This is a genomic window from Alcaligenes pakistanensis, assembly GCF_014652815.1.
Lineage (GTDB): Bacteria > Pseudomonadota > Gammaproteobacteria > Burkholderiales > Burkholderiaceae_B > Alcaligenes > Alcaligenes pakistanensis.
In genome coordinates, this window is record NZ_BMZN01000003.1 from 268,308 (window position 1) to 293,970 (window position 25,663).

At 56.1% G+C, this 25,663-nt stretch carries 18 protein-coding genes and 1 riboswitch; of the genes, 6 read left to right on the forward strand and 12 right to left on the reverse strand.

The features are described 5' to 3' along the window. Nucleotides 1–107: 107 nt before the first annotated feature. The 3 genes from IE156_RS10550 to IE156_RS10560 are packed head-to-tail and all read left to right on the forward strand — an operon-like array spanning nucleotide 108 to nucleotide 2,690. Nucleotides 108–974 carry an ATP-binding protein gene (locus IE156_RS10550; RefSeq protein ID WP_189392501.1) on the forward strand — a complete coding sequence of 289 codons (867 nt, stop codon included), beginning with the start codon at nucleotides 108–110 and terminating at the stop codon, nucleotides 972–974. Further along, on the forward strand, nucleotides 967–1,968 hold the full coding sequence (locus tag IE156_RS10555; protein ID WP_189392502.1) for a Nudix family hydrolase: 1,002 nt from the start codon (nucleotides 967–969) through the stop codon (nucleotides 1,966–1,968). The genes IE156_RS10550 and IE156_RS10555 overlap by 8 nt, the downstream gene beginning before the upstream one ends. Beyond that, nucleotides 1,965–2,690: a spermine/spermidine synthase domain-containing protein gene (locus IE156_RS10560; RefSeq protein WP_189392503.1), complete on the forward strand. Its 726-nt coding sequence runs from the start codon at nucleotides 1,965–1,967 to the stop codon at nucleotides 2,688–2,690. The genes IE156_RS10555 and IE156_RS10560 overlap by 4 nt, the downstream gene beginning before the upstream one ends. 165 nt (nucleotides 2,691–2,855) lie before the next feature. On the opposite strand, the gene IE156_RS10565 is transcribed toward IE156_RS10560, so the two are convergent. The 6 genes from IE156_RS10565 to coaE form a co-directional block, all read right to left on the reverse strand. Beyond that, on the reverse strand, nucleotides 2,856–4,361 hold the full coding sequence (locus IE156_RS10565) for an efflux transporter outer membrane subunit (RefSeq protein WP_189392504.1): 1,506 nt from the start codon (nucleotides 4,359–4,361) through the stop codon (nucleotides 2,856–2,858). A 6-nt stretch (nucleotides 4,362–4,367) separates the two neighbouring features. Then, a complete protein-coding gene (locus tag IE156_RS10570; protein WP_189392505.1) occupies nucleotides 4,368–7,472 on the reverse strand; it encodes an efflux RND transporter permease subunit in 3,105 nt (1,034 codons plus the stop codon). Then, on the reverse strand, nucleotides 7,469–10,555 hold the full coding sequence (locus IE156_RS10575; protein ID WP_308430474.1) for a multidrug efflux RND transporter permease subunit: 3,087 nt from the start codon (nucleotides 10,553–10,555) through the stop codon (nucleotides 7,469–7,471). Before IE156_RS10575 ends, IE156_RS10570 begins: the two co-directional genes overlap by 4 nt. A gap of 3 nt (nucleotides 10,556–10,558) precedes the next feature. Further along, nucleotides 10,559–11,698, reverse strand: a complete 1,140-nt coding sequence (locus tag IE156_RS10580) for an efflux RND transporter periplasmic adaptor subunit (protein WP_229841217.1) — start codon at nucleotides 11,696–11,698, stop codon at nucleotides 10,559–10,561. Between the two features lie 353 nt (nucleotides 11,699–12,051). Continuing rightward, entirely contained in the window at nucleotides 12,052–12,807 is a 756-nt protein-coding gene (gene zapD, locus IE156_RS10585; protein ID WP_268248108.1) for a cell division protein ZapD, read from the reverse strand. A 50-nt stretch (nucleotides 12,808–12,857) separates the two neighbouring features. Then, a complete protein-coding gene (coaE, locus tag IE156_RS10590) occupies nucleotides 12,858–13,460 on the reverse strand; it encodes a dephospho-CoA kinase (protein WP_189392508.1) in 603 nt (200 codons plus the stop codon). Between the two features lie 136 nt (nucleotides 13,461–13,596). Between coaE and IE156_RS10595 the strand changes: the two genes are divergently transcribed. Further along, nucleotides 13,597–14,235, forward strand: a complete 639-nt coding sequence (locus IE156_RS10595; RefSeq protein WP_189392509.1) for a hypothetical protein — start codon at nucleotides 13,597–13,599, stop codon at nucleotides 14,233–14,235. A 1-nt stretch (nucleotide 14,236) separates the two neighbouring features. Here IE156_RS10595 and IE156_RS10600 read toward each other — a convergent pair whose 3' ends face one another. The 4 genes from IE156_RS10600 to IE156_RS10615 form a co-directional block, all read right to left on the reverse strand. Next, a complete protein-coding gene (locus IE156_RS10600) occupies nucleotides 14,237–14,512 on the reverse strand; it encodes a response regulator transcription factor (protein WP_189392510.1) in 276 nt (91 codons plus the stop codon). A gap of 678 nt (nucleotides 14,513–15,190) precedes the next feature. Next, entirely contained in the window at nucleotides 15,191–16,039 is an 849-nt protein-coding gene (gene panC / locus IE156_RS10605) for a pantoate--beta-alanine ligase (RefSeq protein ID WP_189392511.1), read from the reverse strand. An 11-nt stretch (nucleotides 16,040–16,050) separates the two neighbouring features. Continuing rightward, entirely contained in the window at nucleotides 16,051–16,893 is an 843-nt protein-coding gene (locus IE156_RS10610; RefSeq protein ID WP_189392913.1) for a segregation and condensation protein A, read from the reverse strand. A gap of 45 nt (nucleotides 16,894–16,938) precedes the next feature. Beyond that, on the reverse strand, nucleotides 16,939–17,130 hold the full coding sequence (locus IE156_RS10615) for a DUF3460 family protein (RefSeq protein WP_189392512.1): 192 nt from the start codon (nucleotides 17,128–17,130) through the stop codon (nucleotides 16,939–16,941). Nucleotides 17,131–17,206: 76 nt separating this feature from the next. Between IE156_RS10615 and IE156_RS10620 the strand changes: the two genes are divergently transcribed. Beyond that, nucleotides 17,207–18,667, forward strand: a complete 1,461-nt coding sequence (locus IE156_RS10620; protein ID WP_229841218.1) for a DHA2 family efflux MFS transporter permease subunit — start codon at nucleotides 17,207–17,209, stop codon at nucleotides 18,665–18,667. Between the two features lie 91 nt (nucleotides 18,668–18,758). Here IE156_RS10620 and IE156_RS10625 read toward each other — a convergent pair whose 3' ends face one another. Then, entirely contained in the window at nucleotides 18,759–19,610 is an 852-nt protein-coding gene (locus IE156_RS10625) for a helix-turn-helix transcriptional regulator (RefSeq protein ID WP_189392513.1), read from the reverse strand. A gap of 1 nt (nucleotide 19,611) precedes the next feature. Beyond that, nucleotides 19,612–23,385: a methionine synthase gene (gene metH, locus IE156_RS10630; protein ID WP_189392514.1), complete on the reverse strand. Its 3,774-nt coding sequence runs from the start codon at nucleotides 23,383–23,385 to the stop codon at nucleotides 19,612–19,614. Between the two features lie 142 nt (nucleotides 23,386–23,527). After that, nucleotides 23,528–23,693, forward strand: a riboswitch (cobalamin riboswitch). Between the two features lie 69 nt (nucleotides 23,694–23,762). Here metH and IE156_RS10635 point away from each other — a divergent pair. Then, nucleotides 23,763–25,610 carry a TonB-dependent receptor domain-containing protein gene (locus tag IE156_RS10635; protein ID WP_189392515.1) on the forward strand — a complete coding sequence of 616 codons (1,848 nt, stop codon included), beginning with the start codon at nucleotides 23,763–23,765 and terminating at the stop codon, nucleotides 25,608–25,610. Nucleotides 25,611–25,663: the final 53 nt, after the last annotated feature.

The following is a 25,663-nucleotide window of genomic DNA, read 5'->3' on the forward strand; positions in this document are numbered from 1 at the left end:
TTTTGAATCGCTTTGGGCCCATTGTTACTCGTCATGCGCAACAGTGATCACAGAAAAAGATGTCAAATTAGCGATAATAAGCATTTCAACCTGAAACGGAGACTGTCTTGAGTTCGCAAGACCTTAGTACCCTGATCAGCCGGGCCGAGCGTGTTCTTGCTCAATTAGAAGCCTGGTTGCCCCCTGCTCCACCCCCCATTAATTGGGATGCTATTGCTTTTCGCTGGCGTACCAACGGCTCTCGCGGCTGGCTGGAAGGCGTTCAGCATATTGCCTCCATCCAAACCGAAGACCTGCACCACATCGAACGCCAGAAAGGCATTATTGAGCGCAACACCCGCCATTTCCTGGCTGGCAAACCCGCTAATAACGTTTTGATGACGGGCGCTCGCGGTACAGGCAAAAGCTCTCTGGTCAAAGCCATGCTGGCCAAATTTGCCGATCAGGGCCTGCGCCTGATTGAAGTAGACAAGTCCGACCTAGGCGATCTGGGCACGATCATTGACCTGATCAGCGGCCGCCCGGAACACTTCATCATCTTCAGCGACGACCTGTCTTTTGAAGAAGGCGAAGCAGGCTACAAGGCACTCAAATCCGTACTGGACGGCTCCCTGGCCTCCCCCGGTGACAATGTACTGATCTACGCCACGTCCAACCGACGTCATCTGATGCCCGAGTACATGAAGGAAAACCTGAGTACCTCCACGTCCGCGGACGGCGAGATTCACCCCGGTGAAGCGGTCGAAGAAAAGGTATCCCTGTCCGAGCGCTTTGGACTATGGTTGTCGTTTTACCCCTTTAAACAAGACGACTACCTGGACATTGTGTATTACTGGCTTGGCGCTTCGGGTTGCCCGGCAGAACACATTGAGAGCTCGCGCATGGAAGCCTTGCAATGGGCACTGGAACGCGGTTCGCGCTCGGGCCGGGTAGCACGTCAATTTGCTAGAGACTGGACCGCTAGACATGTCTAAACCCACGCTGGAAGTGGCCGTTGGCGTTTTACTGAACCAACACGGCCAAGTGCTACTGGGAAAACGCCCAGCCGATAAACCCTGGCCAGGCTGGTGGGAACTACCAGGCGGCAAGATTGAAGCGGGCGAGAGCGTTATACAGGCGCTGATACGGGAACTGCGCGAAGAACTCGGCATTGAAACCACCCATGCACATCCCTGGGTCACCTATACACACGAATACCCCAAGAATTTCGTCAAACTCTCTTTCTGCCTGGTGCGAGAATGGGACGGCGAACCACAATGCCTGGAAGGCCAAGAGCTTGCCTGGGTGAACCCCACTGGCCCCTTGGAAGTCGGCCCTGTCCTGCCCGCCACAGAACCACCTCTGAAATGGCTGCAACTGCCTGAACGCTACCTGATTACCCACATCGAAGAGCCGACCCGCTTACCCGCCTATCTGGAACAACTGGAGCATGCCCTGCAACAAGGCCCGGCATTAGTCCAGTTTCGTGAACCAGCCTGGGCTGCTCGGCCCGATGCCGAATTTCATCTGCACCAAGCGTTCCTGCAAGTGGTGAACCTGTGCCAGCGCTACCAAGCGCGCTGCCTGGTCAATAGCCTGCACCCTGAAAGTTGGTGGGACCACGCCGACGGCGTGCATTTGCGCGCCAGTGACGCACTGGCCCTGTCCGAGCAATGCCACGACACCCTGACCGCCTTTCCCGTGATCAGCAAAGGCTTGATCGGCATGTCTACCCACAATGACAATGATATTGAAGTTGCCCACAAAATCCGGGCAGACTTCCTGGTTCTGGGCCATGTCCTGGAAACCGCTTCCCATCCCGGCGATCCCGGTATGGGCTGGGCCCGTTTTGCCAAGCTGGCGGAACAAGCTGGCCTTCCCGTTTTTGCGATTGGCGGACAATCAGCCCACACCTTGGCCGATGCCCGCGAACATGGTGCACACGGTATTGCCGGCATACGCCACATGCTGGACAGCGACCCGGCATGACGCCACACGCCACTATTTCGGAACACGAAGGCGTACGCTACCTGCACCTGGGCTCGCCCTGGGTGCAGGGCGCTATGCGCCTGGATGCTCCCGACCAGCTGGAGCTACATTACATCCGGCAAATGATGATCTGGACCTTGTTCCAGAACGAACCACAACGCATTGCCCAACTGGGTTTGGGCGCAGGCAGCTTGACGCGTTTTTGCTACCAGCACTTTCCCACGACACGCATCGATGCGGTGGAGATCAACCCCGAGGTTGTGCAAGCCAGCCGACTGCTCTTTAATCTGCCGCCCGATGACGAGCGCCTGAGCGTACACACAGTCGATGCGCTGGACTATCTGGCCGCCATAGATGGCGAACTGGATGTGCTGCAAATTGATGTCTATACCGATCAAGCGGAACACCCGGCCCTGGAAAGCCAGGCCTTTTATCAGGCTTGCCGACAAGCGCTAGGCCCGCAAGGCTTGCTGACGGTGAATCTGCTGGGTTCTGAACTGGTACATGCCCGTAATCTACATGCGCTGCAAGAAAGTTTTGCAGCCGTGGTTTGGTTACCCGAAACGCACGACGGCAATCTGGTCGCACTGGCGTTTGTGAATCCGCCAAAAATTGATTTTGATGATTTGTACGAGCGCGCCGAGCAGATTCAAGCCACCCTAGGCCTGGCTGACAGCGAAGAATGGGTTGATGGCCTTTATGCCTGGATGGACCAGGACTAACCGTAGAACATCACGCTCAAAAAACAGTACCCCCATAACTGGATTGCTATCCAGCTCTGGGGGTACTTATTTGCTTGTAAAGCGGCTACACGGTAAGCCCCGCTATACCCAAATACAGATCAATATCGCATACTGGGGCGAGGCAAGCGGCGCCGGTCTAACGCCTCATTCCACAACAGGACTGAGCGCGGCAGGAGCAGACTCCTCTGTATTTGGTCTCATCCCCGCTTTTGTGACTTCCTCGGGAGTCAGCCCGGTTTGTGCATCCCAGCCGCCGCCTAACGCCACCATCAGCTTGACGGCCGCCCTCAGGCGTTGAGACTCCAGATCCAATGCCTGTCGTTCAGCCGACAAGGCGGTGGCCTGGGTTTGCGCCAGACTCAGAAAGTCCACCAAACCGGCATCAAATTGATTGCGCGTCAATTGCAAGGACTCCCGCGCAGCAGCCAGAGCACGTGCTTGGCTGGCCTGCTCCAGTTCCAGACCCTGGCGCTCGGACAAGGCATCCTCCACCTCTTTCAGCGCATCCAGCACAGTCTGGCGGTAGGCCGCCAATTGCTCGTCATAGCTGGCCTCTGCCTGCTCCACCTGAGCACGTCGCGCACCAAAATCCAGCAAGGTCAGGGCAAACGCAGGGCCCAAGGACCAGACACGCGCTGGTGCTGTGAGCCATTCACTTAAATCGCTACTGCTAAAGCCGCCACTGGCTTTCAAGTTCAAGCTGGGAAACCAGGCCGCTTTGGCAACGCCAATCTGGGCATTGGCCTGCGCCATACGACGCTCGGCACGGGCTACATCCGGACGACGTTCCAGCAAGCTGGATGGCAGGCCCACCGGCGTATCCGGGGTGACGGGCCAAGGCGCGTGCGGCACTACCTCGAACTGTGACGGAGCACGCCCCACTAACACGGCCATGGCATGCTGATAAGTCGCTTTTTCACGATTCAGAGCCAAGCGCTGGGTGCGCGCCCCTTCTAGCTGACTCAAGGCCGCCGCCACATCTCCCGGCGCAGAAAAACCAGCATCCAGGCGATTCTGGTTGATCTGCAAGGAACGCTCGTAAGCCGCAACCGTTTGGTCCAGCACTCGTTCGCTGGACTCCACACTGCGATACTGCAAATAAGCTTGGGCCAATTGTGACTGCAGACTCAAGCGTGTGGCGGCCATATCGGCGGCGCTGGCTTGCAGGCCAGCATCACCGGCTTCAACTTGACGGCGAATCCGCCCCCACAAATCCACTTCCCAATTAACGGTAATGCTGGCGTCATAAGCGCTACTGCTTTGGCTGGTGTCGCCCGAGCCACTGCCCCGCCGCGTGCTGCCCACTGAACTGCCCACCTGCGGGAATTGCGTTGCACTGGTGCCAGACAAAGTTGCCTGCGCCTGACGGACCCGCGCCTGTGCCTGCTGCAAGGTGAAGTTCTGCTCGTTCAGGCTCTGCATCAAGGTATTGAGCACGCCATCGTTCAAGCTTTCCCACCACGGCCCGCGATCCTTCAAGTCTGCCGGCTCCGCTTCCTTCCAGGCGGTGGAACGCACCGCTTCCCGGAAATGCTCGCCAACCGGCGCATCGGGCCGTTGATAATCAGGGCCGACAGCACACGCGGACAAGGCCAGCACCATCCCTGCCAGTGCGAAGCGCGGAAAAATCATGGCGTTAGAAATAGGCATATCAGCTTATGTATTCAAAGTTGTCCGGTTCTTGCGGCGCATGAAGCGATGTCGCAAACGATCCAGATAAAGATAAACCACCGGCGTGGTGTACAAGGTCAGGATTTGACTGAGCACCAAACCACCCACAATGGTGACCCCCAAAGGTTGGCGCATTTCCACGCCGGGTCCGGAGGCCAGAATCAAAGGGAGCGCGCCAAAAATAGCGGACAAGGTCGTCATCATGATGGGGCGGAAACGCACCAGGCAGGCCTCGTAAATGGCCTCACGCGAATCCATGCCGCGCTCGCGCTCCATTTGCAGGGCGTAGTCCACCATCATGATGGCGTTCTTCTTGACGATACCAATCAGTAAAAACACCCCGATCATGGCAATCAGGTTGAATTCGCCACTGGTCATCATCAGAGCCAGCAATGCGCCAATCCCGGCAGAGGGCAAGGTCGACAAGATAGTGAGCGGATGCATATAGCTCTCGTATAGCATCCCCAAAACGATATACAGCGCCACCAACGCGGCCAGGAACATCATGGGTTGCTTGGCCAGCGCGTCAAGCATTTGCGCTGTATTCCCTTCAAAACCGGCCTGAATTTCACGTGTGGGCAGCTGGATACGGGCCATGGCCTGCTCAATAGCCGTTGTTGCCTGGCTTAGCGTGACCCCTTCAGCCAAACCGAAGGACACGGACTCGGCCACCAACAGACCCATATGGTTAATGCTACGTGGAGCGGTGCCGGTACTGAAACGGGTAAACGCCGACAGAGGAACGCGCTTACCATCTGCGGCCACTACCTCAATTTCCTTCAAGGACTCCAGATCCTGCGCAAAACGCGGCTCGACTTCCATAACCACGTAATACTGGTTCAGACGACCAAAAATCGTAGACACCTGACGTTGGGAGAAGGAGTTGTTCAAGGTGCCGGCCACCATAGACATATCAATGCCAAGACGGGTCGCCATATCGCGATCAATCTCCAGCTGCACCAAACCCGCTTTATCGTCGGTGCCCGTGTCCACATCCACCAGCTCCGGCAATTCGGACATGGCCTGCTGAACCTTAGGCAACCAGGTTTTCAGGAGTTCCAGATCGCTGCCCAGCAAGGAGTAATCGTAAGAGCCACTACGCCCGCCGCCCCCGCCACCGACCGGAATATCTTGTTGCGGCACCATGAACATGCGTGCGCCCGGCGTGGTGGACAGGGGATCGCGCAAACGATTGACGATATCCACTGTGCTGGCCTTGCGCTCATCCAGGGGCTTAAGTTCTACCAAGATAAAGGACGAGGTACTGCCACTGCGTCCACCGGCAAATACGGCGACCGAGCGGATATCGGGATCTTGATTCAGGATAGAGCGGAAATATTCCAGCTTGGGCACCATGGACTGGAACGACGTGCCCCTATCAACCCGGAAAAAACCCATTAACTGACCTGTATCCTGCTGTGGAAACAGCCCTTTGGGCACTACGGTGTACAGGTACACATTCAAGCCAATCGTGGCGAACAGGGAAAACAGCATCAGGCGATGGTGCTTCAGGGCCCACTGCAAAGAACGGCGATACGCCTGCCAACTCAGGTGCCCGATCCAGCCCAGGAAGCGGCTAACAGGATTTGCGGATTCACTTTCCTGCGGCCCTGGACGCAGCAGTCGTGCCGACATCATGGGGGTCAACATTAAAGAGATCACCAGGGACACCATCACGGCGGTACACAAGGTGACGGCAAACTCCATGAACAAACGTCCTGCCAACCCCCCGATCAGCCACAAGGGGATGAACACAGCCACCAGCGACAAACTCATGGCGGTGACGGTAAAGCCCACTTCACGCGTGCCTCGCAAGGCCGCCCGCATGGGAGACATGCCTTTTTCCAGATAGCGCATGATGCTCTCCAGCACCACTATCGCATCGTCCACCACAAAGCCTGTAGCCACAATCAAGGCCATCAAGGAAATAGTGTTCAGCGTAAAGCCAAACAAATGCATGAAGGCAAACGTGCTGATCAAGGACGCGGGTACGGCAATGGCCGGAATCAGAGCAGCACGCCAATTACGCAGGAACAGCAAGACCACCAGGACGACCAGCGCCACGGCAATCACCAAAGTCAGCTGAGCCTCCTCCAGGGTTGCCCGGATGCTGGGCGTGCGATCCTGCGCCACCGTCAGTTGCGCCTGGCTAGGCAGCATTTCTTCAATATTGGGCAGGCGGTCACGGATGGTATTCACGGTTTCGATGATATTGGCGCCCGCCTGGCGACGCACAATCAGCAAGACCGCTTCCTGGTTATTCCAATAGCCCAGGCTGTGAATATTCTCGACTGAATCCTCGACCTTGGCGACATCACCCAAACGAATAATCTGCCCGTTCTCGTTCTTGAGCACCAGAGGATCAAAAAACTGGGCCTGATTGTATTGCTTGCCTGAGTTGATCTGCCATTGGCCCTGTTCGCTTTCCAGATAACCATTCGGCCGCAACGTATTGGCGTTGTTGATGACTGAACGCACATCGTCCAGCGCAATCCCCGCGGAGGCCAAGGCCTTGGGATTCAAGCCCACTCGAACCGCTGGCAAGGAGCCGCCGCCGACATCTACCGAGCCCACACCCGGAATCTGTGCCAGTTTTTGCTGCACAATGCCGCTGGCCATATCAAAGAGCTGGGCCTTATTGGCTGTCTGCGAGGTCAACGCCAGCACCATGATGGGCATGGACGAAGGGTTGACCTTTTCATAGGTGGGCACACTGGACATACCCGAGGGCAACATGGGCCGGGCCTGATTGATGGCCGCCTGTACATCGCGGGCCGCCCCTTCAATGTTTCGGTCCAGTTCAAAGACCAGCATGATCTGCGTGGAGCCCTCGCTGCTGCGAGAGCTCATCTCGGACACGCCTGCAATAGAGCCTAAGGCCTGTTCCAGTGGGGTTGCCACGCTGGAGGCCATCGTTTCAGGGCTGGCACCGGGCAAGTTGGCCGAGATCGCGATCACCGGGAAATCCATTTCCGGCAAAGACGCCACGGGCAAGAGACGCATGGCTAAAGCGCCCACCAGAACCATAGCCAGCGCCAGCAGGCTGGAGCCCACTGGCCGGTAGATAAACAACCCTAACAAACGTTTCATGACGACTCACGCACCGACTTGGCGCCACGACGGGTGAAGCGATCAAAAAACAGATAGATCACGGGTGTCGTGAACAGGGTCAGTACCTGACTGGCCAGCAGTCCACCCACCATGACCAGACCCAAAGGTTGGCGTAACTCTGCGCCAGAGCCGGTGGCCAGCATCAATGGAATGGCACTGAACAAGGCCGCCAAAGTCGTCATCAGGATAGGCCGGAAACGCAGCAACGCCGCTTGATGAATCGCCTCTTGCGGGCTCATGCCTTGTTCGCGCTGCGCTTCAAGGGCGAAGTCGATCATCATGATGGCATTCTTTTTCACAATGCCGATCAATAGGATGATCCCGATCACCCCCACCATATCCAGATCTCGCCCGGCCACTAACAGCGCCACTAATGCTCCGATCGCGGCCGAGGGTAACGTAGACAGAATCGTGACGGGGTGAATATAGCTTTCGTACAAAATGCCCAACACAATGTACATGGTCAGCACGGCCGCCAGCATCAACCACAGCGTGCTGGACAAGGAGGCATGGAAGGCCTTGGCAGCCCCCAGATAACGGGTATCGACCGACGTGGGCATGCCGATCTGGTCCGGTACCGTTTCAATGGCCTCAATCGCGTCCGACAGGGAATAACCATCGGCCAAGTCAAACGAGACGTTCACAGACGGAAACTGCCCTAGCCGCTCCACCGAGAGCGTTGTCGGTACCAGCTGAATACGTGCCAGTGAGGTAATCGGCACAGGCGTACCTGCGGCCGTCATCACATGGATATTTTCAAGATCTTGCGGGCCCTGGCGATAGGCATCCTGCACCTCCAGCACCACGCGATACTGGGCGGACTGAGTGTAAATGGTGGAGATCAAACGCTGACCGAAGGCATCGTAAAGCGCATCGTCAATATTGGCTTTGGTGACACCGACACGTGCCGCTGCGTCCCGATCAATATCCAATAGCACTTGCAAACCATCGTTTTGCAGGCTCATGGAAGCATCTTTAATCTGCGGCAAGGTATTGACCGCATCCAGCCAGCGCGGCATCCAGGTGACCAGTACATCTGTCTCCGGATCAGACAAGGCCATCTGGTACACATTGCGGCTGATCTGGTCATCTACCGTCAGTTCCTGAATGGACTGCTGGTACACGGACAGGCCTGGAATGTCCTTCAGGCGTTCGTCCAGCCTGGACATAATTTCATTGGCCCCTGCCCGCCCCGAGCCGATGGGTTTCAAGGCAATTTGCAGGCGACCATTATTCAGCGTGGCATTGGTGCCGTCCACGCCAATAAAAGAGGTAACGGTTTCAACATCCGGGTCTTCCAGCACAATCGCCACCGCTTGCTGCTGCAAATTCCCCATCGCACGGAATGAAGCGGTTTGCGGCCCTTGGGTAATGGCTTGAATCAGGCCGGTATCTTGCTGGGGGAAAAAACCTTTGGGGACCATGACATACAACAGCCCCGTCAGGACCACCGTTCCCAGCGCGACCCATAAAGTCAAAGTCTGATGGCGCAGCACCACAATCAGACCGCGATCGTAGGCGGCAATAATGCGATCCATCTGATCGCCCAGCCAGGTGGTGAAACGACCATGCTTGCGCTCACTTTCAGGCTTAAGCATGCGCGCGCACATCATGGGGGTGAGCGTCAGCGAGATAAACAGGGACAGCAAAATGGCAACGGCCAGGGTGATGGCGAATTCGCGGAACAAACGTCCAATCACATCGCTCATGAACAGCAAAGGAATCAGCACGGCGATCAGGGAGATCGTGAGCGACAGCAAAGTGAAACCAATCTGCGCCGCGCCCTTCAATGAGGCCTGCAAGGCGGACTCGCCTTTTTCAATGTAGCGGGCGATGTTTTCAATCATCACAATCGCATCGTCAACCACAAAGCCAGTGGCCACTGTCAGGGCCATCAAGGTCAGGTTATTAATGCTGAAACCCCACATCAGCATGATGGCGAAGGTGGCGATCAAGGAAATGGGCACCACGATGCTGGGGATCAGGGTGGCCGTCCAGGTACGCAGAAATACGAAGGTCACCAGCACCACCAGCACAATAGCCAGCAGCATTTCCTTTTGTACATGATCGACCGAGTCCCGGATCGTCTGGGTACGGTCGGTGGCAACTTCAACATCCACCCCCACCGGTAAGGAACGACGAATCTCGGGCAGCAGATTTTGGATCTGGTCCACCACATCGATAACGTTAGCCCCTGGCTGGCGCTGGATATTAAGCAGGATGGCGGGTACGGTGCCCATCCAGGCGGCTTGGCGCACATCCTGTGCATCGCGCACTACGGTTGCCAGCTCACCCAGGCGCACGGCTGCACCGTCCTTGTAGCTGACGATCAGATTCTCGTAATCCTCGACCGTTTTCAACTGCTCGTTGGCGCTGATGCTGGTAGAGCGCTGTGGCCCGTCCAGATTCCCTTTAGGCTGGTTCACGTTGGCGGCTACAACGGCTTGCCGCAGGTGACTCAAAGTCAGATTACGCACGGCCAAGGCATTGGGATTGGCCTGGATACGCACCGCAGGCTCCTGGCCCCCGGCAATACTGACCAGACCCACGCCCGTCACTTGCGAGAGTTTCTGCGCCACACGCACATCAATCAGGTCGCGCACCTCGTGCAAGGGCATATTCGGAGAAGTGACCGCCAGGGAGATGACGGGGGTATCAGCCGGGTTGACCTTGTTATAGATAGGCGGCGCAGGTAAATCATTGGGCAGCATACTGGAGGCCGCATTAATCGCCGCCTGCACCTCTTGCTCGGCCACATCCAGCGGCAGACCCAAATCAAACTGCAGCGTAATACGCGATGCCCCGCCCGAGCTGGACGAAATCATCTGTGACAGGCCGGACATACTGCCAAAGCGCCGCTCCAGCGGCGATGTAATCAAGGCCGCCACCACATCAGGGCTGGCACCAGGATACAAAGTCACGACCTGAATCGTGGGGTAGTCCACCTGCGGCAAAGCCGCTACAGGCAACATGCGGTAGGCCAGCAAACCGGACACCAGCAAAGCTACCATCGCCAGGGTGGTAGCCACCGGGCGCAGGATAAAAAGGCGCGACATGCTCACGGCTTACTCGCTTGCAGGACGTGGACGGCGGCCCTCACCCGTGCGCTTGCCCGGTTCTGGCTTGGCAGCATCCGGCGTGGCCACTTTTTCCTGGGCCTGGCCGTCTTTCTGCATCACCTCTACCTCCGAGCCTTCACGCAAACGGTCTGTGCCTTCCACCACCACACGATCGCCCTCTTTCAGGCCGGTTTTAATCAGTGTGGATTCCAGCGTGGCGGTACCCAGTTCCACTACCTGAATATGAACCTTGTCCTCGGTATCCAGGGTGTACACATAAGTGCCCACCGAACCGCGTTGTACAGCATGTGACGGAATCAGCAAGCCTTGCTCCTGACCCAAAAAAACGCGTGAATTCACGAACTGATTGGCAAACAAAGTTTCGTCCGCATTATCGAATTCAGCCTTCACCTTTAAGGTACCGGTGCCGATATCAATCTGGTTATCCAGAGCCTGCAAACGCCCCTTATCCGACAAAAGCTGGCCTGTGCTGTCGATTAGCGACACACGCAAAGGCGACTCGTTCTGCCGCATGGCTCCCAGCAAATTGCTCAATTGGTTTTGCGGCAGGGAGAACTCCACACCGATCGGGTCGACCTGGGTAATGATGACTATCCCATCCGTATTTGCCGCAGACACCAGGTTGCCCTGATCCAGCTTGCGCAACCCCAAGCGACCATCCAAAGGTGCGGTGATACGAGTACGGTCCAGCTGTACCTGTGCACGGGCAACTTCAGCTTGATTGGCTTTAATCTGAGCTTGCAATTGCTGAACCGCTGTTTCCTTGGTCTCCAAGGCTTGGCGAGCAATTGAGTTCTGCTGGAACAGCACACGGTGACGCGCCAGCTCCTGCTGCGCCCCTTTCAACTGGGCCTGATTCTGCGCTAATTGCCCGCGTGCCTGATCCAATTGCACCTGATAGGTGCGCGGATCAATCTCAGCCAGCAAGTCGCCCGCTTTAACGCGCTGACCGTCCTTGAAATGGACTCGTTCCAGCACACCATCGACTTCGCCGCGAATCGCAACCGTCTGCAAGGGTTTAACCGTGGCAATGGCATTCAAGGTTTGATCAATCAAACCTTGTTGCACCGTGGCCACCTGAACCGGGACTTTCGTCGCCCCCATCATGCCGCGTGGTCCGCGCATAGGGCTGGCCGTTGGCGTGGGGGAAGACAGGGCGTAATAAACGAGGCCTGCCGTAAGCAGCAGTCCTACCATCACCCAGACATAGAAAGATCGGGACCGCCGACCCCTGCCTGCGTTCAACTCCGACATGAATACTCCCCGGCTAAAACTTAATTGTCTCTACGCACGGTCTAAATAAGCGTTTAAGCACTACCTATCGCGGCGGCGACACGCATTATGCAGCCAAAATAGAACCGCACAGGTTGTCAAACGATAAAGAAGCGACAAGTGCTGACAAAACCGCAGCACACGCTAGACCAAGCTGGCACAGCAAGTATAAAAGTGGCTGTCTGAACCTTATATGAACAGCCTTATCAGCCGAAGTTGCAACGAGCCAGCCGAAAGGGAATATCCACAGTAACGGGCTGCGGTTTCAATTGATTGTCCTGCTGCACAAAGCGTATCCAGATGACATAGCGGTTAGCGCTCATTTCCGGGTAGATACACGCACCGGCATCCACCCACACCCGCAGCAACTGGAAGGTCTTGCCTGCCAGCATTTCTTGATAGGAACCGTCGCGAGCCAACTGATCGGCCAAATCGCCAGACTGGCGCAGCAGGCGCAGGATCAGGGCCAAGCCCTGATACAGAGGTAGAAAGGACTCAGACCAGCGGCGCAAATCCTGCGCACGGTCAGCGTCAGAACGTTGTTGCCAAGAATAATACGACGGCATGTCCACCTGGGAGGTACCACCAGGCACCGCCACCCTACCCCGCAAGCTGGTCAGCCATTCATTGTCACGCAAGCCTTGTCCCACGCGCCCTTGGCCCGACAAGTCAGCGGCAGCGCGCACAATCTGCTCGATCATCTGGTCCACTGCCTGCAACTGAACGCCAGGATGCTCGCGCAACGCAGCCAGCGCCACACGTTGGCGCTCCAGGTCCTGTAAGACAGCAGAACGCAAGTCAGTTCGATCTGCGATATCCAGCAAATCAAATAGGGTCGCTACAGCAATCTGATGCGAGTACGCATCCTGGTTGGCTGAAAAATGAAACAGCCTATCGAACAAGTATTCGACTCTCAGTAAAGCCCGGACACGCTCATTGCAGGGGTATTCGTATAGAGTCACGCGTTTAATAAACCTTTATTTGTCGACTGGGGGTCAGACACGTCGCGCTGTCAGGCGGTCAAAGTACACCAGTTCTGGTGCACGATCCGCGCTCGTTCTTGCAACAGGGGCAAGGTAGTCTGCCCATCATTCAGAACAACATCATCGGCCACGGCCAAGCGCTGCTGACGCTGCGCCTGTGCCGCCATGATACGTTCAATTGTGGCCACTGCCAGCCCGCTGCGTTGCTGAACACGCGCGATCTGGGTCGCTTCATCACAATCTACAACGCAGATCCGGTCCACACGGTCGCGCCATCGTCCTGACTCCACCAGCAAGGGTACAACCACAACAAGATAACATCCTTGCGCTTCTAAGGTCTGTGCTTTTGTTACGTTCCAAATCAGGGGGTGAATGATCGCTTCCAGACGATGGCGGGCCTTGGGGTCTGCAAACACGCAGGCGCGCATCCAGTCCCGATCCATAGCTCCATCCGCAGCCAGTGCCTGCGCACCAAACGCGTCGCGAATAGGCTCAATAGCCAAGCCACCCGGGGCAGTCAGCTCATGTGCGATCACATCCGTGTCCACCACGGCCGCTCCCCAAGAGGCAAAAAAATCAGCCACTTTGCTTTTGCCCGAACCAATTCCACCGGTCAGCCCAATCGTCAGCATGCGCAATCCACGGATAAAAAACAAAACTGTAACGTACCCGCGCCAATCCTCCTACCCTGGGATAGACCTGATATTGTCCTGCCGCCTCTGGTCTAGCGTAGAATTCACAGCTATCACCAGTCCACGGAAGCTCGCCATGTCTTTCACCACGATTTCCCCTCTGCGCACTCTTAGTCTGCTGTCACTTGTTTTGCTGGCCGCTTGTGCCCAGGCACCCGTTCAGCCAACCCCCAACGAGGGGCGTGATTCCACGCAGAAAGACGCCCTGCGCCAAGCGCAAGGCAGCGGCACTGCCCGTGCCCCATCGCAAATCAATCTGGGCTTTGGCAACCAGGAAGGCCTGCACGCCATCACACCCGCACGTGCCGAACAGCCTGCTGCACTGGCAGACCGCAACGTTGCCGAACTGGCCGAGCCCAAAACCTTTCTGGGCACCTTGTCCTGCCCTCCTCAAGGCGGTGCTTGCGAGCCCTATAAAATCAGCGTCACCCTGGCACCCGCCGGCCAATGGCGCCTGCGCGCCTCGCCGCTGGCTGCTGGCGAAGAACATCGCATGAGTGGTTGCTGGGTACCCATCGGCACCCAACCCACCCGCATTGCCCTGTTGACCAATAACGACGCCACCCTGGCTGACCTGAGCTTTGTGAACAACAACGTCTTGCGCATCCACACTTTCAACCAGCAGCGGCCCACCCTGGAAAGCCACCTAACCCGTCAAGCCGACATCGACCCGGTCAGCGAGCTGGACGGACAAGCAACTCCGGCCTGCCGCTAAGCTAAGGTACAAACAGCCCACCCAACAAACTGGGCGGCAGTACATCACGCAAACCTGGCTCGCTGAACACAAAGCGAGCCAGTTCAACAGCATTACGCACGCGTAGCTTCTGAAACACACGTGCCCGATGCGCCTCCACCGTACGCTGGGAAATCTCCAATTCAGCCGCAATGACCTTATTCGCTTTGCCACAAGCGATATAAGACAACACATCGCGCTCGCGAGGAGTCAGGCTTTCAAAAAGCACAGAGGCGGGAAGGTGACCATTCAATACCATGTCAGTCTCATGTAACAGTACCAGGCGAACAGGCCGCCTGCGATGTGAAGAGTTAACCATAGACAGAGTTTGTCATTTTAGGCAGAGACCGCAGGACTGTTAACTTAGGCAGGATGTTTTTGTCACGGGACTAATATAGGAATTCTGTTTTTGACACCCAAAAAAACAGCCATTTCACCCGCCAAATTGACGACAGAGACAGACGCCACCACCGCGAACAACAACAACCTCGATCAAACCCGGAGCCGACCGGCCTCACATTCAAAACCCGATTCACAAAAAACCATCAACCATGGCATCACATGGCTATGAGTCACTCTGGCGCGCTGCTCGGGTGGCTGGGCGATTCAGAGTACTTGCCGCGGGCGGGAGATAACGGAGGGATGCAAGCATCCTGCTGTTTGAGCCCGACGCTTGTACTTGGTCCGGGGGACCAAGTACCGGGTGAGTTCAGGATGCGCCCTACGCTATCTCCCGACAAGGGCACCGGGGCACAGCACCGGCAAGTGCTCAGCCGGCCACCCGAGCAGCGCGCCAGAGTGGCGTATTACCGAGTCCATCGCTGGGATTCAAGCGCCCAGATCCAGAAAAAACAAACAGACAGACAACACCCCCTCCACCCAGACATAAAAAAAGCACAGTAAAAACTGTGCTTTTCTCACCAAATCACACCAGAAATCAGGCTTTAACCATTTCCAGATTATCGATCAAACGGGTCGCGCCCAACTTAGCAGCTGCCAAAGCCACCAAAGGCTCCCCAGCCTGAATCTGTTCCTCAGTCGGTTCCAGCAAATCCGATTGACGGCGCAACGCCATATAGTCCACCTTCCAGCCCAGATCGCTCATTTTCTTAGTCGCATAAGCCTCAATCTCCTCGCGGCTTTGACCTTCTTGCAAGCGCTCATTCATCTCTTGCAGCGCATAATAAATCTGCGGTGCCTGAGCCCGTTCTTCGGGGCTCAAATAACGATTCCGCGAAGACATAGCTAAACCGTCCTCTTCACGCACCGTCTCATGCGCCAAAACTTCCACCGGCAACTGAAACTGGCGCACCATCTGACGCACCACCATCAACTGCTGATAATCCTTCTTCCCGAACACCGCAACCTTAGGCTGCACACAGGAAAACAGCTTGAGCACCACCGTACACACACCCTCAAAAAAGTCGGGACGGAAGTGACCTTCCAGAATACGACCCAAATGATCCGGCGGGCTGACACGGAAACTCTGTGGCTCGGGATACATCTCGCGCTCCGAGGGAGCAAACAAGACATACACATCGCGCTCTTGCTCCATCTTTGCCGCATCATCCTGCAAAGTACGTGGATAACGATCAAAATCCTCGTTAGGGCCAAACTGCAGACGATTCACAAAAATACTGGCCACCACCGGATCGCCATGCTGACGAGCCAGCTTCATCAAGTCCAGATGGGCTCGATGCAAATTCCCCATGGTTGGTACAAATGCCACGCGTGTCTGGCCCTGGAGCTGATCGCGCAGTTCTTGGATGTTATGAACGACTTTCAAAAAATTCTCCGCTACGGAATAAGATCAGGCCCATCGGCCTGCGCTCGAATATAAGTCAGGCGCAAATAAATAGGAGCGTAGGGCTCAGCCTGTGTAATTTCAAGCAGTGACTCTCGTGCCAATTCCAGCATGGCCAGAAAATGCACGACAAGCACCGCCGCTGAATCACCTTGATCCAGACGTTCATTGAACAGCTCCGTGAACTCCATAAAGCGCACATGCTGCAAACGTCGCAAAATCTGGCTCATGTGATCGCGTACCGACAACTGCTCACGCGTAATCTTGTGGCTGGCATTGAGCTTGGCCCGCTTCAAGATACCCAGCCAAGCCTCGCGCAAATCATCTGCATTCACCTCAGGCGGGATAGCCTCGATCACCAGTTCAGCCTGGGCATTGGCCAGCAGATAATCGCGCCCCATCAAAGGCAGCTCGTCCAGACGACGTGCACCATCCTTCATGCGTTCGTACTCCAGCAGACGACGCACCAACTCCGCGCGCGGGTCATCGACTTCCTCGCCCGTATCTGCACGACGCACCGGCAACAGCATGCGCGATTTAATCTCGATCAGCAGAGCCGCCATCAAAAGGTACTCGCCCGCCAACTCTAGATTAGTAGTCCGAATCTGTTCCACATACGCCAGATACTGCCCCGTGACCTGGGCCATCGGAATATCCAGCACATTGAAATTTTGCTTGCGAATCAAATACAGCAACAGATCCAGCGGGCCCTCAAAGGCATCCAGAAAAACTTCAAGCGCATCGGGAGGGATATACAGATCCTGAGGGATCGCAAACAGCGGCTCACCATAAAGACGCGCCAGCACATCCTCGGGCTGAGGAGCTGGCGTATCCACAACAGCGTGCTGTGCAATCTCAGTCACAGGCTCAGGTGTACAGATTTAGTTATTTTCGTAGTACACGTAGGGTTTTTGAGGCGTGCGAGCCGCCTTGTAACCATCTTGCAGTTCCTGATCAACCTGCTTGTCCCACAGACGATAGCGGCCTTCACGCTGCCGTGCTTCGGTATCCGCATTCTGATCTTTATACTGTTTAAGAAACTGGGTAATTTCGGATTCGAAATTCTTTGCCATAATACCTGTACGCCTAAATAAATTGGATAACAGAAAAGTTTGAGTTTACTGCACCGCACACCAGAGAGTTCGCCGCATGGCATCTGAACAGACCGAAGCCGCCAAACCGGCGACCATGTCCCCTCAAGAGCGTCGAGCCATACGCATTATTCCCTACATTGTGGGGTGTGCATTATTTATGCAAATGCTGGACTCTACGGTTGTTGCCACTGCCCTGCCCACCATGGCGCTATCACTGGATACCAGCGTCATTCGCATGAATACCATCATTACCAGCTACCTGCTGGCCGTGGCCGTATTCGTTCCGATCAGTGGATGGGCTGCAGACCGATTTGGTGCGCGCAAAGTGTTCCTGGCCGCCATTCTACTCTTTACCGCCAGTTCTGTTGCATGCGCCCTGTCCCAGACCCTACCCCAACTAGTCATTTCCCGCGTGATACAAGGCATGGCGGGAGCCATGATGGTGCCGGTGGGACGCATCATTTTGCTGCGGCGCGTCCCTAAAGATCAGCTTTTAAGTGCCATGGCAGTGCTAACACTCCCCGCTTTACTGGGCCCCATCATCGGCCCTCCCGTGGGTGGTTTTTTAGTCACGTATGCCAGCTGGCACTGGATTTTCCTGATCAATATCCCTGTAGGCATACTGGGCATCGCCTTGGTGCTGCGCTATATACGCGAGGACTACCCCACAGAGCGCCCCCCTTTGGACTGGCTGGGCTTTTTGTTAAGTGCTGTCTGTCTGGCCACCCTGGTCACCAGTTTCGAGAACATAGGCCACGGCACCATAAGTTGGGCCAACTTGGGCTGGCTGACCCTGGCAGGCCTGATGGCGGGTTTGTGGTACATCTGGCACGCCCGCCAGGTGGCCTACCCCATTATTGATTTGTCCTTGCTGCGTACCAAAACCTTCGCCATTTCAGTGTTAGGTGGTAATTTGTGCCGCTTTTCTCTGGGGGCCGCACCTTTCCTGTTAGCGATCATGCTGCAAACCAACTTTGGCATGAGTGCTTTGGCCGCCGGCCTGATCACCTTTACAGGCGCCATTGGTGCCCTGGGCATGAAATTGGTGGCCCCGCCCATTATCCGGCGTTACGGTTTTCGCAAAGTTTTGATCGTCAACGCTTGGCTGACGGGCTTGTTCATCGCCCTGTGCGCTATGTTCCAGGTCACCACCCCCATGTGGCTGATGATGGCTGTGCTGACTGCCGGCGGTTTCTTCCGCTCCCTGCAGTTCACGGCAGTCAATGCCCTGACCTATGCAGACCTGGAGTCCGAGGCCATGAGCCAGGCCAGCAGCTTTGCCGCCATGGCTCAGCAACTGGCCATTAGTTTAGGGGTGGCATGTGCGGCAGTCAGCTTGAATGTCAGCATGTCCCTGCGCGGCGCAACCAGCGTGGCAACACAAGATACGATCTGGGCCTTTCTGATTTTGGGTGCGATTACGGCGATATCCAGTTTCTCGTTTGCCCGCTTATCAGCGAGTGATGGTGAATCGTTACAGCAGGCTCCAAGCAAAACCCGAAAAGCCACGCGCTGACATCGCCCAATAAAGTCTGCCAGCAAGGCAGACAATGAGATTTGGTGTTCAACCCAGTACGACTAAAACATCATCCACAAACCAAGCTTTCTTAAGCCACCGCATCCTGCGGTGGCAGCTGATCGTTCAAAAGCATAACTAACTTGCAATCAGGTCGTATCGCCAGACGGAAGGTAAATTGCTGAAAGCGCCTGACGCCTTCCTTGGGATGCCGAAAATCCCGCAAGCCCCCCTCCCGCTCCACCACCGTCTGTCTTCCCCACCAAAACGCAAAGACCTGGCTGTGCTGACTTAATTCCTGAATCAATGCCTGCAGATCAGGCTCATCCGCATGGGCGCCTACATCGGCCCGGAACTCTGCCACAACGCGGCTGGCGCGCTGTTCCCAATCCACGACCAGATCTCGGGCAGCTGGGTCCAGGAAAATGTAGCGCAACAGGTTGGGCTGCTCGCTGCGATCCGGCCAGCCATCAAACAGACTCAGCAAGGCTTCGTTGCGCGCCAGGACGTTCCAGCTTCGATCCAGGATATAGGCCGGAGCCAGGATGCTGTCCACGCATGCACTCAAACCTTGGGGCAAGGGCTGGATATCGCCCTGCCAATGCTCGGGGTCAGCGCAGTCTGCCAGTTCAAACAGGTAGTGACGCTCGGCTCGGGCCAGCTTCAGGACGGTGGCCAGGCGAGCACATACTGTTGGGGAGACGGTGACATCGCGCCCCTGCTCGATCCAGGTGTACCAGGTGGTGCTGATGTCGCACAGCTGGGCAACTTCTTCACGGCGCAGGCCAGGGGTGCGTCGACGCACGCCAGGGGCCAAACCCAGATCTACAGGCCGGATACGCTCCCGCGCATGACGCAGGAAACGTCCTAAAGCCTGACGCCGGGTTTGAGAGGCGCTCTCGGCGCCCCCTGGGTGAGTTCCTGTCTGCCCGCTTGTACTCATATCAAGCCAAGACGCCCGACAAGGTGCGCCGTACGTCTTCTTCCGTGCGGCCGCTGCGTTGGATGTAGTCCTGCAATTGATCCTCGCCGATATTGCCTACGTTGAAGTACTTGGACTGCGGGTGACTGAGGTAGAAACCCGAGACGCTGGAGGCCGGAATCATGGCGTAGCTGTCGGTGATGAACATATCAATGTCTTCACACTGCAAGACACGGAACATGTCGTGTTTGACCACGTGCTCCGGACAAGCCGGGTAGCCGGGCGCAGGGCGAATACCTTGGTATTTCTCGTCGATCAGCTCTTCGTTGGACAAACGCTCGTCGGTTACATAGCCCCACAAGTCTGTACGAACGCGGGCGTGCAAACACTCTGCAAAACCTTCTGCGAAACGGTCCCCTAGTGCTTTGATCATCAAGTCTGAGTAATCATCGCCTGCGGCCTGGAAGCGCTCGGACAATTTGTCTACGCCAATCCCGCCCGTCACCGCAAACATGCCGATGTAATCGGCCACGCCACTTTCTTTGGGAGCGATGTAGTCGGCCAAGCTCTTGCTGTCCACCCCTTCACGTTTAACGCCTTGTTGACGCAGGTTGCGCCAGGTGAACAAGACTTCGCTGCGTGATTCGTCTGAGTAGACCTCGATGTCTTCGCCGTTGACGGTATTGGCCGGATAAAAGCCAATAACGCCATTAGCCGTCAACCAACGCCCTTCGATAACCTTCTTCAACATGGCCTGCCCTTCGGCAAACAAAGTCGTGGCCTGTTCGCCGACGACCTTGTCTTCCAGAATGGCTGGGTATTTACCAAACAGGCTCCAGGTCTGGAAGAACGGTGTCCAGTCAATAAACTGAGCGATGTCTGCCAAATCGTAGTTCTTGAAGGTACGGCGACCAATAAACTTGGGACGTGGTGGCACGTAAGTGGACCAGTCGATGGCGGGCTTATCTTGACGGGCCTTTTCCAGGGAAATCAGTGGTGTGGCTTTACGATTGGCATGGCGCTGGCGCACCTGTTCGTACTCTTCGCGCACTTCGCTTAGAAAACCCTCAACATTGTCCGACATCAATTGGGTCGCCACCCCTACACAACGACTGGCATCCGGTGTGTAAATAACCGGGCCGTCATAATGCGGAGCGATTTTAACGGCGGTATGCACTCGGCTGGTGGTTGCGCCACCAATCATCAAGGGGATATTGCGCTCGCGGAAGTACGGATCGCGCTGCATTTCCGAGGCTACATAAGCCATTTCTTCCAGGCTGGGTGTGATCAAACCAGACAAGCCCACAATATCGGCGTTCACTTCCTTGGCCTTGGCCAGAATCTCGGCACACGGCACCATCACGCCCATATTGACCACTTCAAAGTTATTGCACTGCATCACCACGGACACAATGTTTTTGCCGATGTCGTGTACGTCACCTTTTACCGTGGCAATGACCATGCGGCCTTTGGAGCGTACATCGCCACCCGCCGCCTCAATCTGGCGCTTTTCTTCTTCGATGAAGGGAATCAAGTGGGCCACGGCCTGTTTCATCACGCGAGCAGACTTCACCACTTGCGGCAGGAACATCTTGCCCTGACCAAACAGATCGCCCACTACGTTCATGCCGTCCATCAAGGGACCTTCAATCACGCTGATGGGGCGTCCACCCTGGGCATCAATTTTCTGCCGAACTTCTTCAGTGTCTTCAACAATAAAGCCAGTAATACCGTGAACCAAAGAGTGAATCAGACGCTGCTCGACCGTGGTTTCACGCCAGCCCAGGTCTTCCTCTTTCTTGGCCCCGGAGCCTTTCACGCTCTCGGCCATTTCAACCAGACGCTCAGTCGGCGTGCGCTCGTCAGCCGGATCGGTTTTACCCTTGGGCTCGGCCCGGTTCAGGACCACGTCTTCAATCAAATCGCGCAAATGCGGCTCGATATTGGCGTACACACCCAACTGACCGGCATTCACAATACCCATGGTCAAGCCTTCCTGGATGGCGTAGTACAGGAAGACGGTGTGAATGGCCTCGCGCATGGCCTCATTGCCACGGAAGGAGAAGCTGACGTTGGAAATACCACCCGACAAACGGGCATGCGGCAGATTCTTGTGAATCCAGCCTGCGCCACGGATGAAGTCCAGACCGTAAGTGGCGTGCTCGTCCATGCCGGTTGCCACGGCAAACACGTTAGGGTCAAAAATAATGTCTTCAGGCGGGAAGCCTACTTCGTCTACCAACAGGCGGTAGGCGCGCTCGCAAATCTCTACCCGGCGCTCGTAACTATCAGCCTGACCTTGTTCATCAAAGGCCATCACCACCACGGCCGCACCGTATTTACGGCACAGGCGGGCGTGTTCCAGGAAAGGCTCAATACCTTCCTTCATGGAAATAGAGTTGACGATGGCCTTGCCTTGCACGCAACGCAAACCCGTTTCGATGACATCCCACTTGGAACTGTCGATCATGATGGGTACGCGGGCAATGTCCGGTTCAGAGGCGATCATGTTCAGGAAGCGGTGCATACAGGCGGCTGAATCCAGCATGCCCTCATCCATATTGATGTCGATGATCTGCGCACCGTTTTCCACTTGCTGACGGGCCACCGACAAGGCTTCTTCGTAATTTTCCTGCTGGATCAAGCGCAAAAAGGCTTTACTGCCCGTAACGTTGGTGCGTTCACCCACGTTCACAAACAGGGTGTCTTCGTCGATATTCAATGGCTCCAAGCCCGACAAACGGGTTTTGACTGGAATCTCGGGGACGACACGGGCAGGCAGTTTGCGGCATAGCTCGGCAATGGCCGCAATGTGGTCAGGCGTCGTGCCACAGCAGCCGCCCACCATATTGACCAAACCAGCTTGCGTAAATTCCTGCAACAGGCTGGAGGTATCGGCGGGGGTTTCATCAAAGCCGGTCTCGGCCATGGGATTGGGCAAACCTGCGTTGGGGTAGACACAGACATAGGTATCGCACAGTTTGGAGAGCTCGGCCACATAGGGGCGCATCAAAGCAGCGCCCAAAGCGCAGTTCAGGCCAATCGTGATCGGACGAGCATGACGCATGGAGTTCCAGAAGGCTTCCACGGTCTGGCCGGACAGAATTCGACCGGAAGCATCGGTGACCGTACCCGACACCATGACGGGCACACGCTCGCCACGCTCGTCAAAAACCGATTCCAATGCGAATACCGCTGCTTTGGCATTAAGCGTATCGAATACGGTTTCGATCAACAGAATATCCACGCCCCCATCCAGCAAAGCATGCGCCTGTTCGGTATAGGCCACGCGCAACTGTTCAAACGTGACGTTACGAGCAGCCGGGTCATTCACATCCGGTGAAATAGACGCTGTTTTGGGCTGCGGCCCCAACGCCCCCACCACGAAACGGGGCCATTCGGGTGTGCTGAAGGCGTCTCGCGCCTGACAGGCCAGACGGGCAGACGCCAAGTTCAGTTCGTAGCTGATACCCAGCAAATCGTAGTCACCCTGGGCAATATCCGTCGCCCCAAAGGTGTTGGTGCTGATGGCATCCGCCCCAGCGGCCAGGTATTGCTCGTGGATTTCACGGATAACGTCCGGACGCACCAACGACAGCAATTCGTTATTGCCCTTCACATCCTTGTGATGATCCGCAAAACGCTCACCCCGGAAATCGGCTTCACCCAGCTTGTAGCGTTGAATCATGGTGCCCATCGCACCGTCCAGAATCAGAATTTGCTGACCCAGGCGGCGAGCAAATTCCGCACCACGGGTGTAGGCAGAGATCGGGTAAGGCAAAGCAGGATAGGACACTAAAAGCTCCGTAACACGAAACGGGACGTTGACGGCATCTGGCGGCAACAGCCGCGAGAATGGTGGATTGGCGCCACAATTGTAGCGCTTTGTACAGGAAATCCGCCCTAAACACTTAACCTTTGCCCCAGCGGCATGTAACATTTTCCGCTCGGAAAGAGGTGCTTTCCGGTCCACGCACAGTTGGGCCTGGGAAAGTCAAATGGGAAACGTGATCTGTTCAAACCCGAACAGCCAAACGTGCTGCCCCCGCAACGGTACCTGCGCTTCGCGCAAAGCCCGACACCAGCCTGCTTCTCGACCTGAATTCATTGCCGTCCGATCACGGGCGGATTCGCTTATCGGTGTGCGGGGACGCACACCACACAGGAATCTCCATGACTCTACTGTCCATCAGACCTTTGATGGTCGCCCTGGCGGGCGCCCTGCCTTTCATCGCCACGGCCCAAACTGCCCCTATCGCCAAGTTGGATCAAATTGTTGTGACCCCCAGCCGCATGGCGCAGCCACTGAAAAATGTGGTGGGTGACGTTACCGTGATTAATCAGGAAACCCTGCAAAAAGCGGGTCAAAGCAGCGTGGCTGAAATTTTGCAACGGCAGCCTGGTATCGAGATCTACAGCAACGGTGGCCCACAAACGACAACAGGCGTTTACCTGCGCGGCACTAACCCGCAGCACACTCGCGTCATGATCGACGGCATGCGTATCAACAGCTCCACCAGTGGTTCGGTAAACTGGCAAGCCATTGATCCCGCCCTGATCGAGCGCATTGAAATTGTGCGCGGCGCGGGCAGCAGCCTGTACGGCTCCGACGCGATTGGTGGTGTGGTGAATATCATCACCAAAAAAGGTGGCGGTGAACGTGCCTTGAGCGCTTGGGGCAATATCGGTTTGGGTTCGCAAGATACTTTCAAGACCAGTGCTGGTTTTTCGGGTGCCGCCCAAGGTTGGGACTACAGCCTGGCCTCTAGCTACGGCAGCAGCGATGGCTTCAATGCCACCAATCCTCTTTCGGGTTCCTATAACCCTGATAAAGACGGCTATACCCAGCATGGTCTCAACGGCTCACTGGGTTATGAATGGGCACAAGGGCAACACCTGGGCCTAAGCGCCATAAACAGCTATATCGACGGCCAATTTGACAATGGTGCCTCAAATCTGCGTGGCCCCAGCACCCAGACACGTCAGCAGGCCTATGGCCTGACCAGTACCAATAAACTGTCTGAACTGTGGACCAGCCGCCTGAATGCTTCGCTGAGCAAAGAAACGGTAGAAAACCGCGCCTTTAACGCTCGCTACTCCACCTTGCAGCGTCAATACAGCTGGCAAAACGACCTGACGTTTGCCCAAGGCCATACGGTGTCCTTGTTGGCCGAGCGTCTGGAAGAGCGCATGACGCACACCACCGTGCACACGGACGATAAGCGCAATACCAATGCCTTCGCCCTGATCTACCGTGGCGACCTCAACGAGCAGCACCACCTGCAAGCCAGCGTACGTAACGACAATATCAGCGGTTACGGCAATAAAGTGACGGGTGGCCTGGGCTACGACCTGGACATCACTCAAAACTGGACGGTGGGTGTCGCTGCCAATACGGGCTTTCGGGCACCGACTTTTGCCGACCTGTATTCGCCCTATAGCTGGGGCTTCCAGGGCAACCCTGATCTGAACCCTGAGAAATCCCGCAACGTGGAAGGTCATATCCGCTACACGGACGAGACAAGCGAGCTGGGTCTGGTGGTCTACCAGAACCGTATTCGCGACATGATCAACCCGTACGCGTGTGACGCCAGCTTTGAATGCACGACGACCAATACCGAGAAAGCGCGTATCACAGGTCTGACCTTGACGGCCATGAAGCAACTGGGCGACACCACGCTAACTGCCAGTGCCGACTTTGCTAACCCAAAGGATAAAAACACCGACAAGCAATTGATACGTCGTGCCAAGCAAAACTACAAAGTGGCTGTGGAACATCAGTTTGGTGCGCTGAAAACGGGTGCTGAATACCAGTTTGCATCCCATCGCTTTGAAGATGCCAAGAATGAACAACGCCTGGGCAGCTACGGCCTGTTGAACCTGACCGCCAGCTATCCGCTGACGTCCAGCCTGGAGGCTCAACTGCGCTGGAACAACGTACTGGACAAGGACTACACCCTGGCCCGTGGTTACAACAATACAGGCTCCAGCTTGTTCCTGAACTTTGCCTGGCGCATGTAAGCAGTAAAATCAGCTTTGCTTGATTCTGGCGCGGTTCTGTTCAAGAGCCGCGC

Bases quoted from the DNA above. Each gene is read 5' to 3' on its own strand.
- IE156_RS10580 (WP_229841217.1), bottom strand. From the start codon at position 11,698: ATGCGCGGACCACGCGGCATGATGGGGGCGACGAAAGTCCCGGTTCAG.
- IE156_RS10555 (WP_189392502.1), top strand. From the start codon at position 967: ATGTCTAAACCCACGCTGGAAGTGGCCGTTGGCGTTTTACTGAACCAA.
- coaE (WP_189392508.1), bottom strand. From the start codon at position 13,460: ATGCTGACGATTGGGCTGACCGGTGGAATTGGTTCGGGCAAAAGCAAA.
- IE156_RS10600 (WP_189392510.1), bottom strand. From the start codon at position 14,512: ATGGTATTGAATGGTCACCTTCCCGCCTCTGTGCTTTTTGAAAGCCTG.
- IE156_RS10570 (WP_189392505.1), bottom strand. From the start codon at position 7,472: ATGAAACGTTTGTTAGGGTTGTTTATCTACCGGCCAGTGGGCTCCAGC.
- IE156_RS10565 (WP_189392504.1), bottom strand. From the start codon at position 4,361: ATGCCTATTTCTAACGCCATGATTTTTCCGCGCTTCGCACTGGCAGGG.
- IE156_RS10620 (WP_229841218.1), top strand. From the start codon at position 17,207: ATGGCATCTGAACAGACCGAAGCCGCCAAACCGGCGACCATGTCCCCT.
- IE156_RS10635 (WP_189392515.1), top strand. From the start codon at position 23,763: ATGACTCTACTGTCCATCAGACCTTTGATGGTCGCCCTGGCGGGCGCC.
- IE156_RS10595 (WP_189392509.1), top strand. From the start codon at position 13,597: ATGTCTTTCACCACGATTTCCCCTCTGCGCACTCTTAGTCTGCTGTCA.
- IE156_RS10615 (WP_189392512.1), bottom strand. From the start codon at position 17,130: ATGGCAAAGAATTTCGAATCCGAAATTACCCAGTTTCTTAAACAGTAT.
- IE156_RS10625 (WP_189392513.1), bottom strand. From the start codon at position 19,610: ATGAGTACAAGCGGGCAGACAGGAACTCACCCAGGGGGCGCCGAGAGC.
- IE156_RS10560 (WP_189392503.1), top strand. From the start codon at position 1,965: ATGACGCCACACGCCACTATTTCGGAACACGAAGGCGTACGCTACCTG.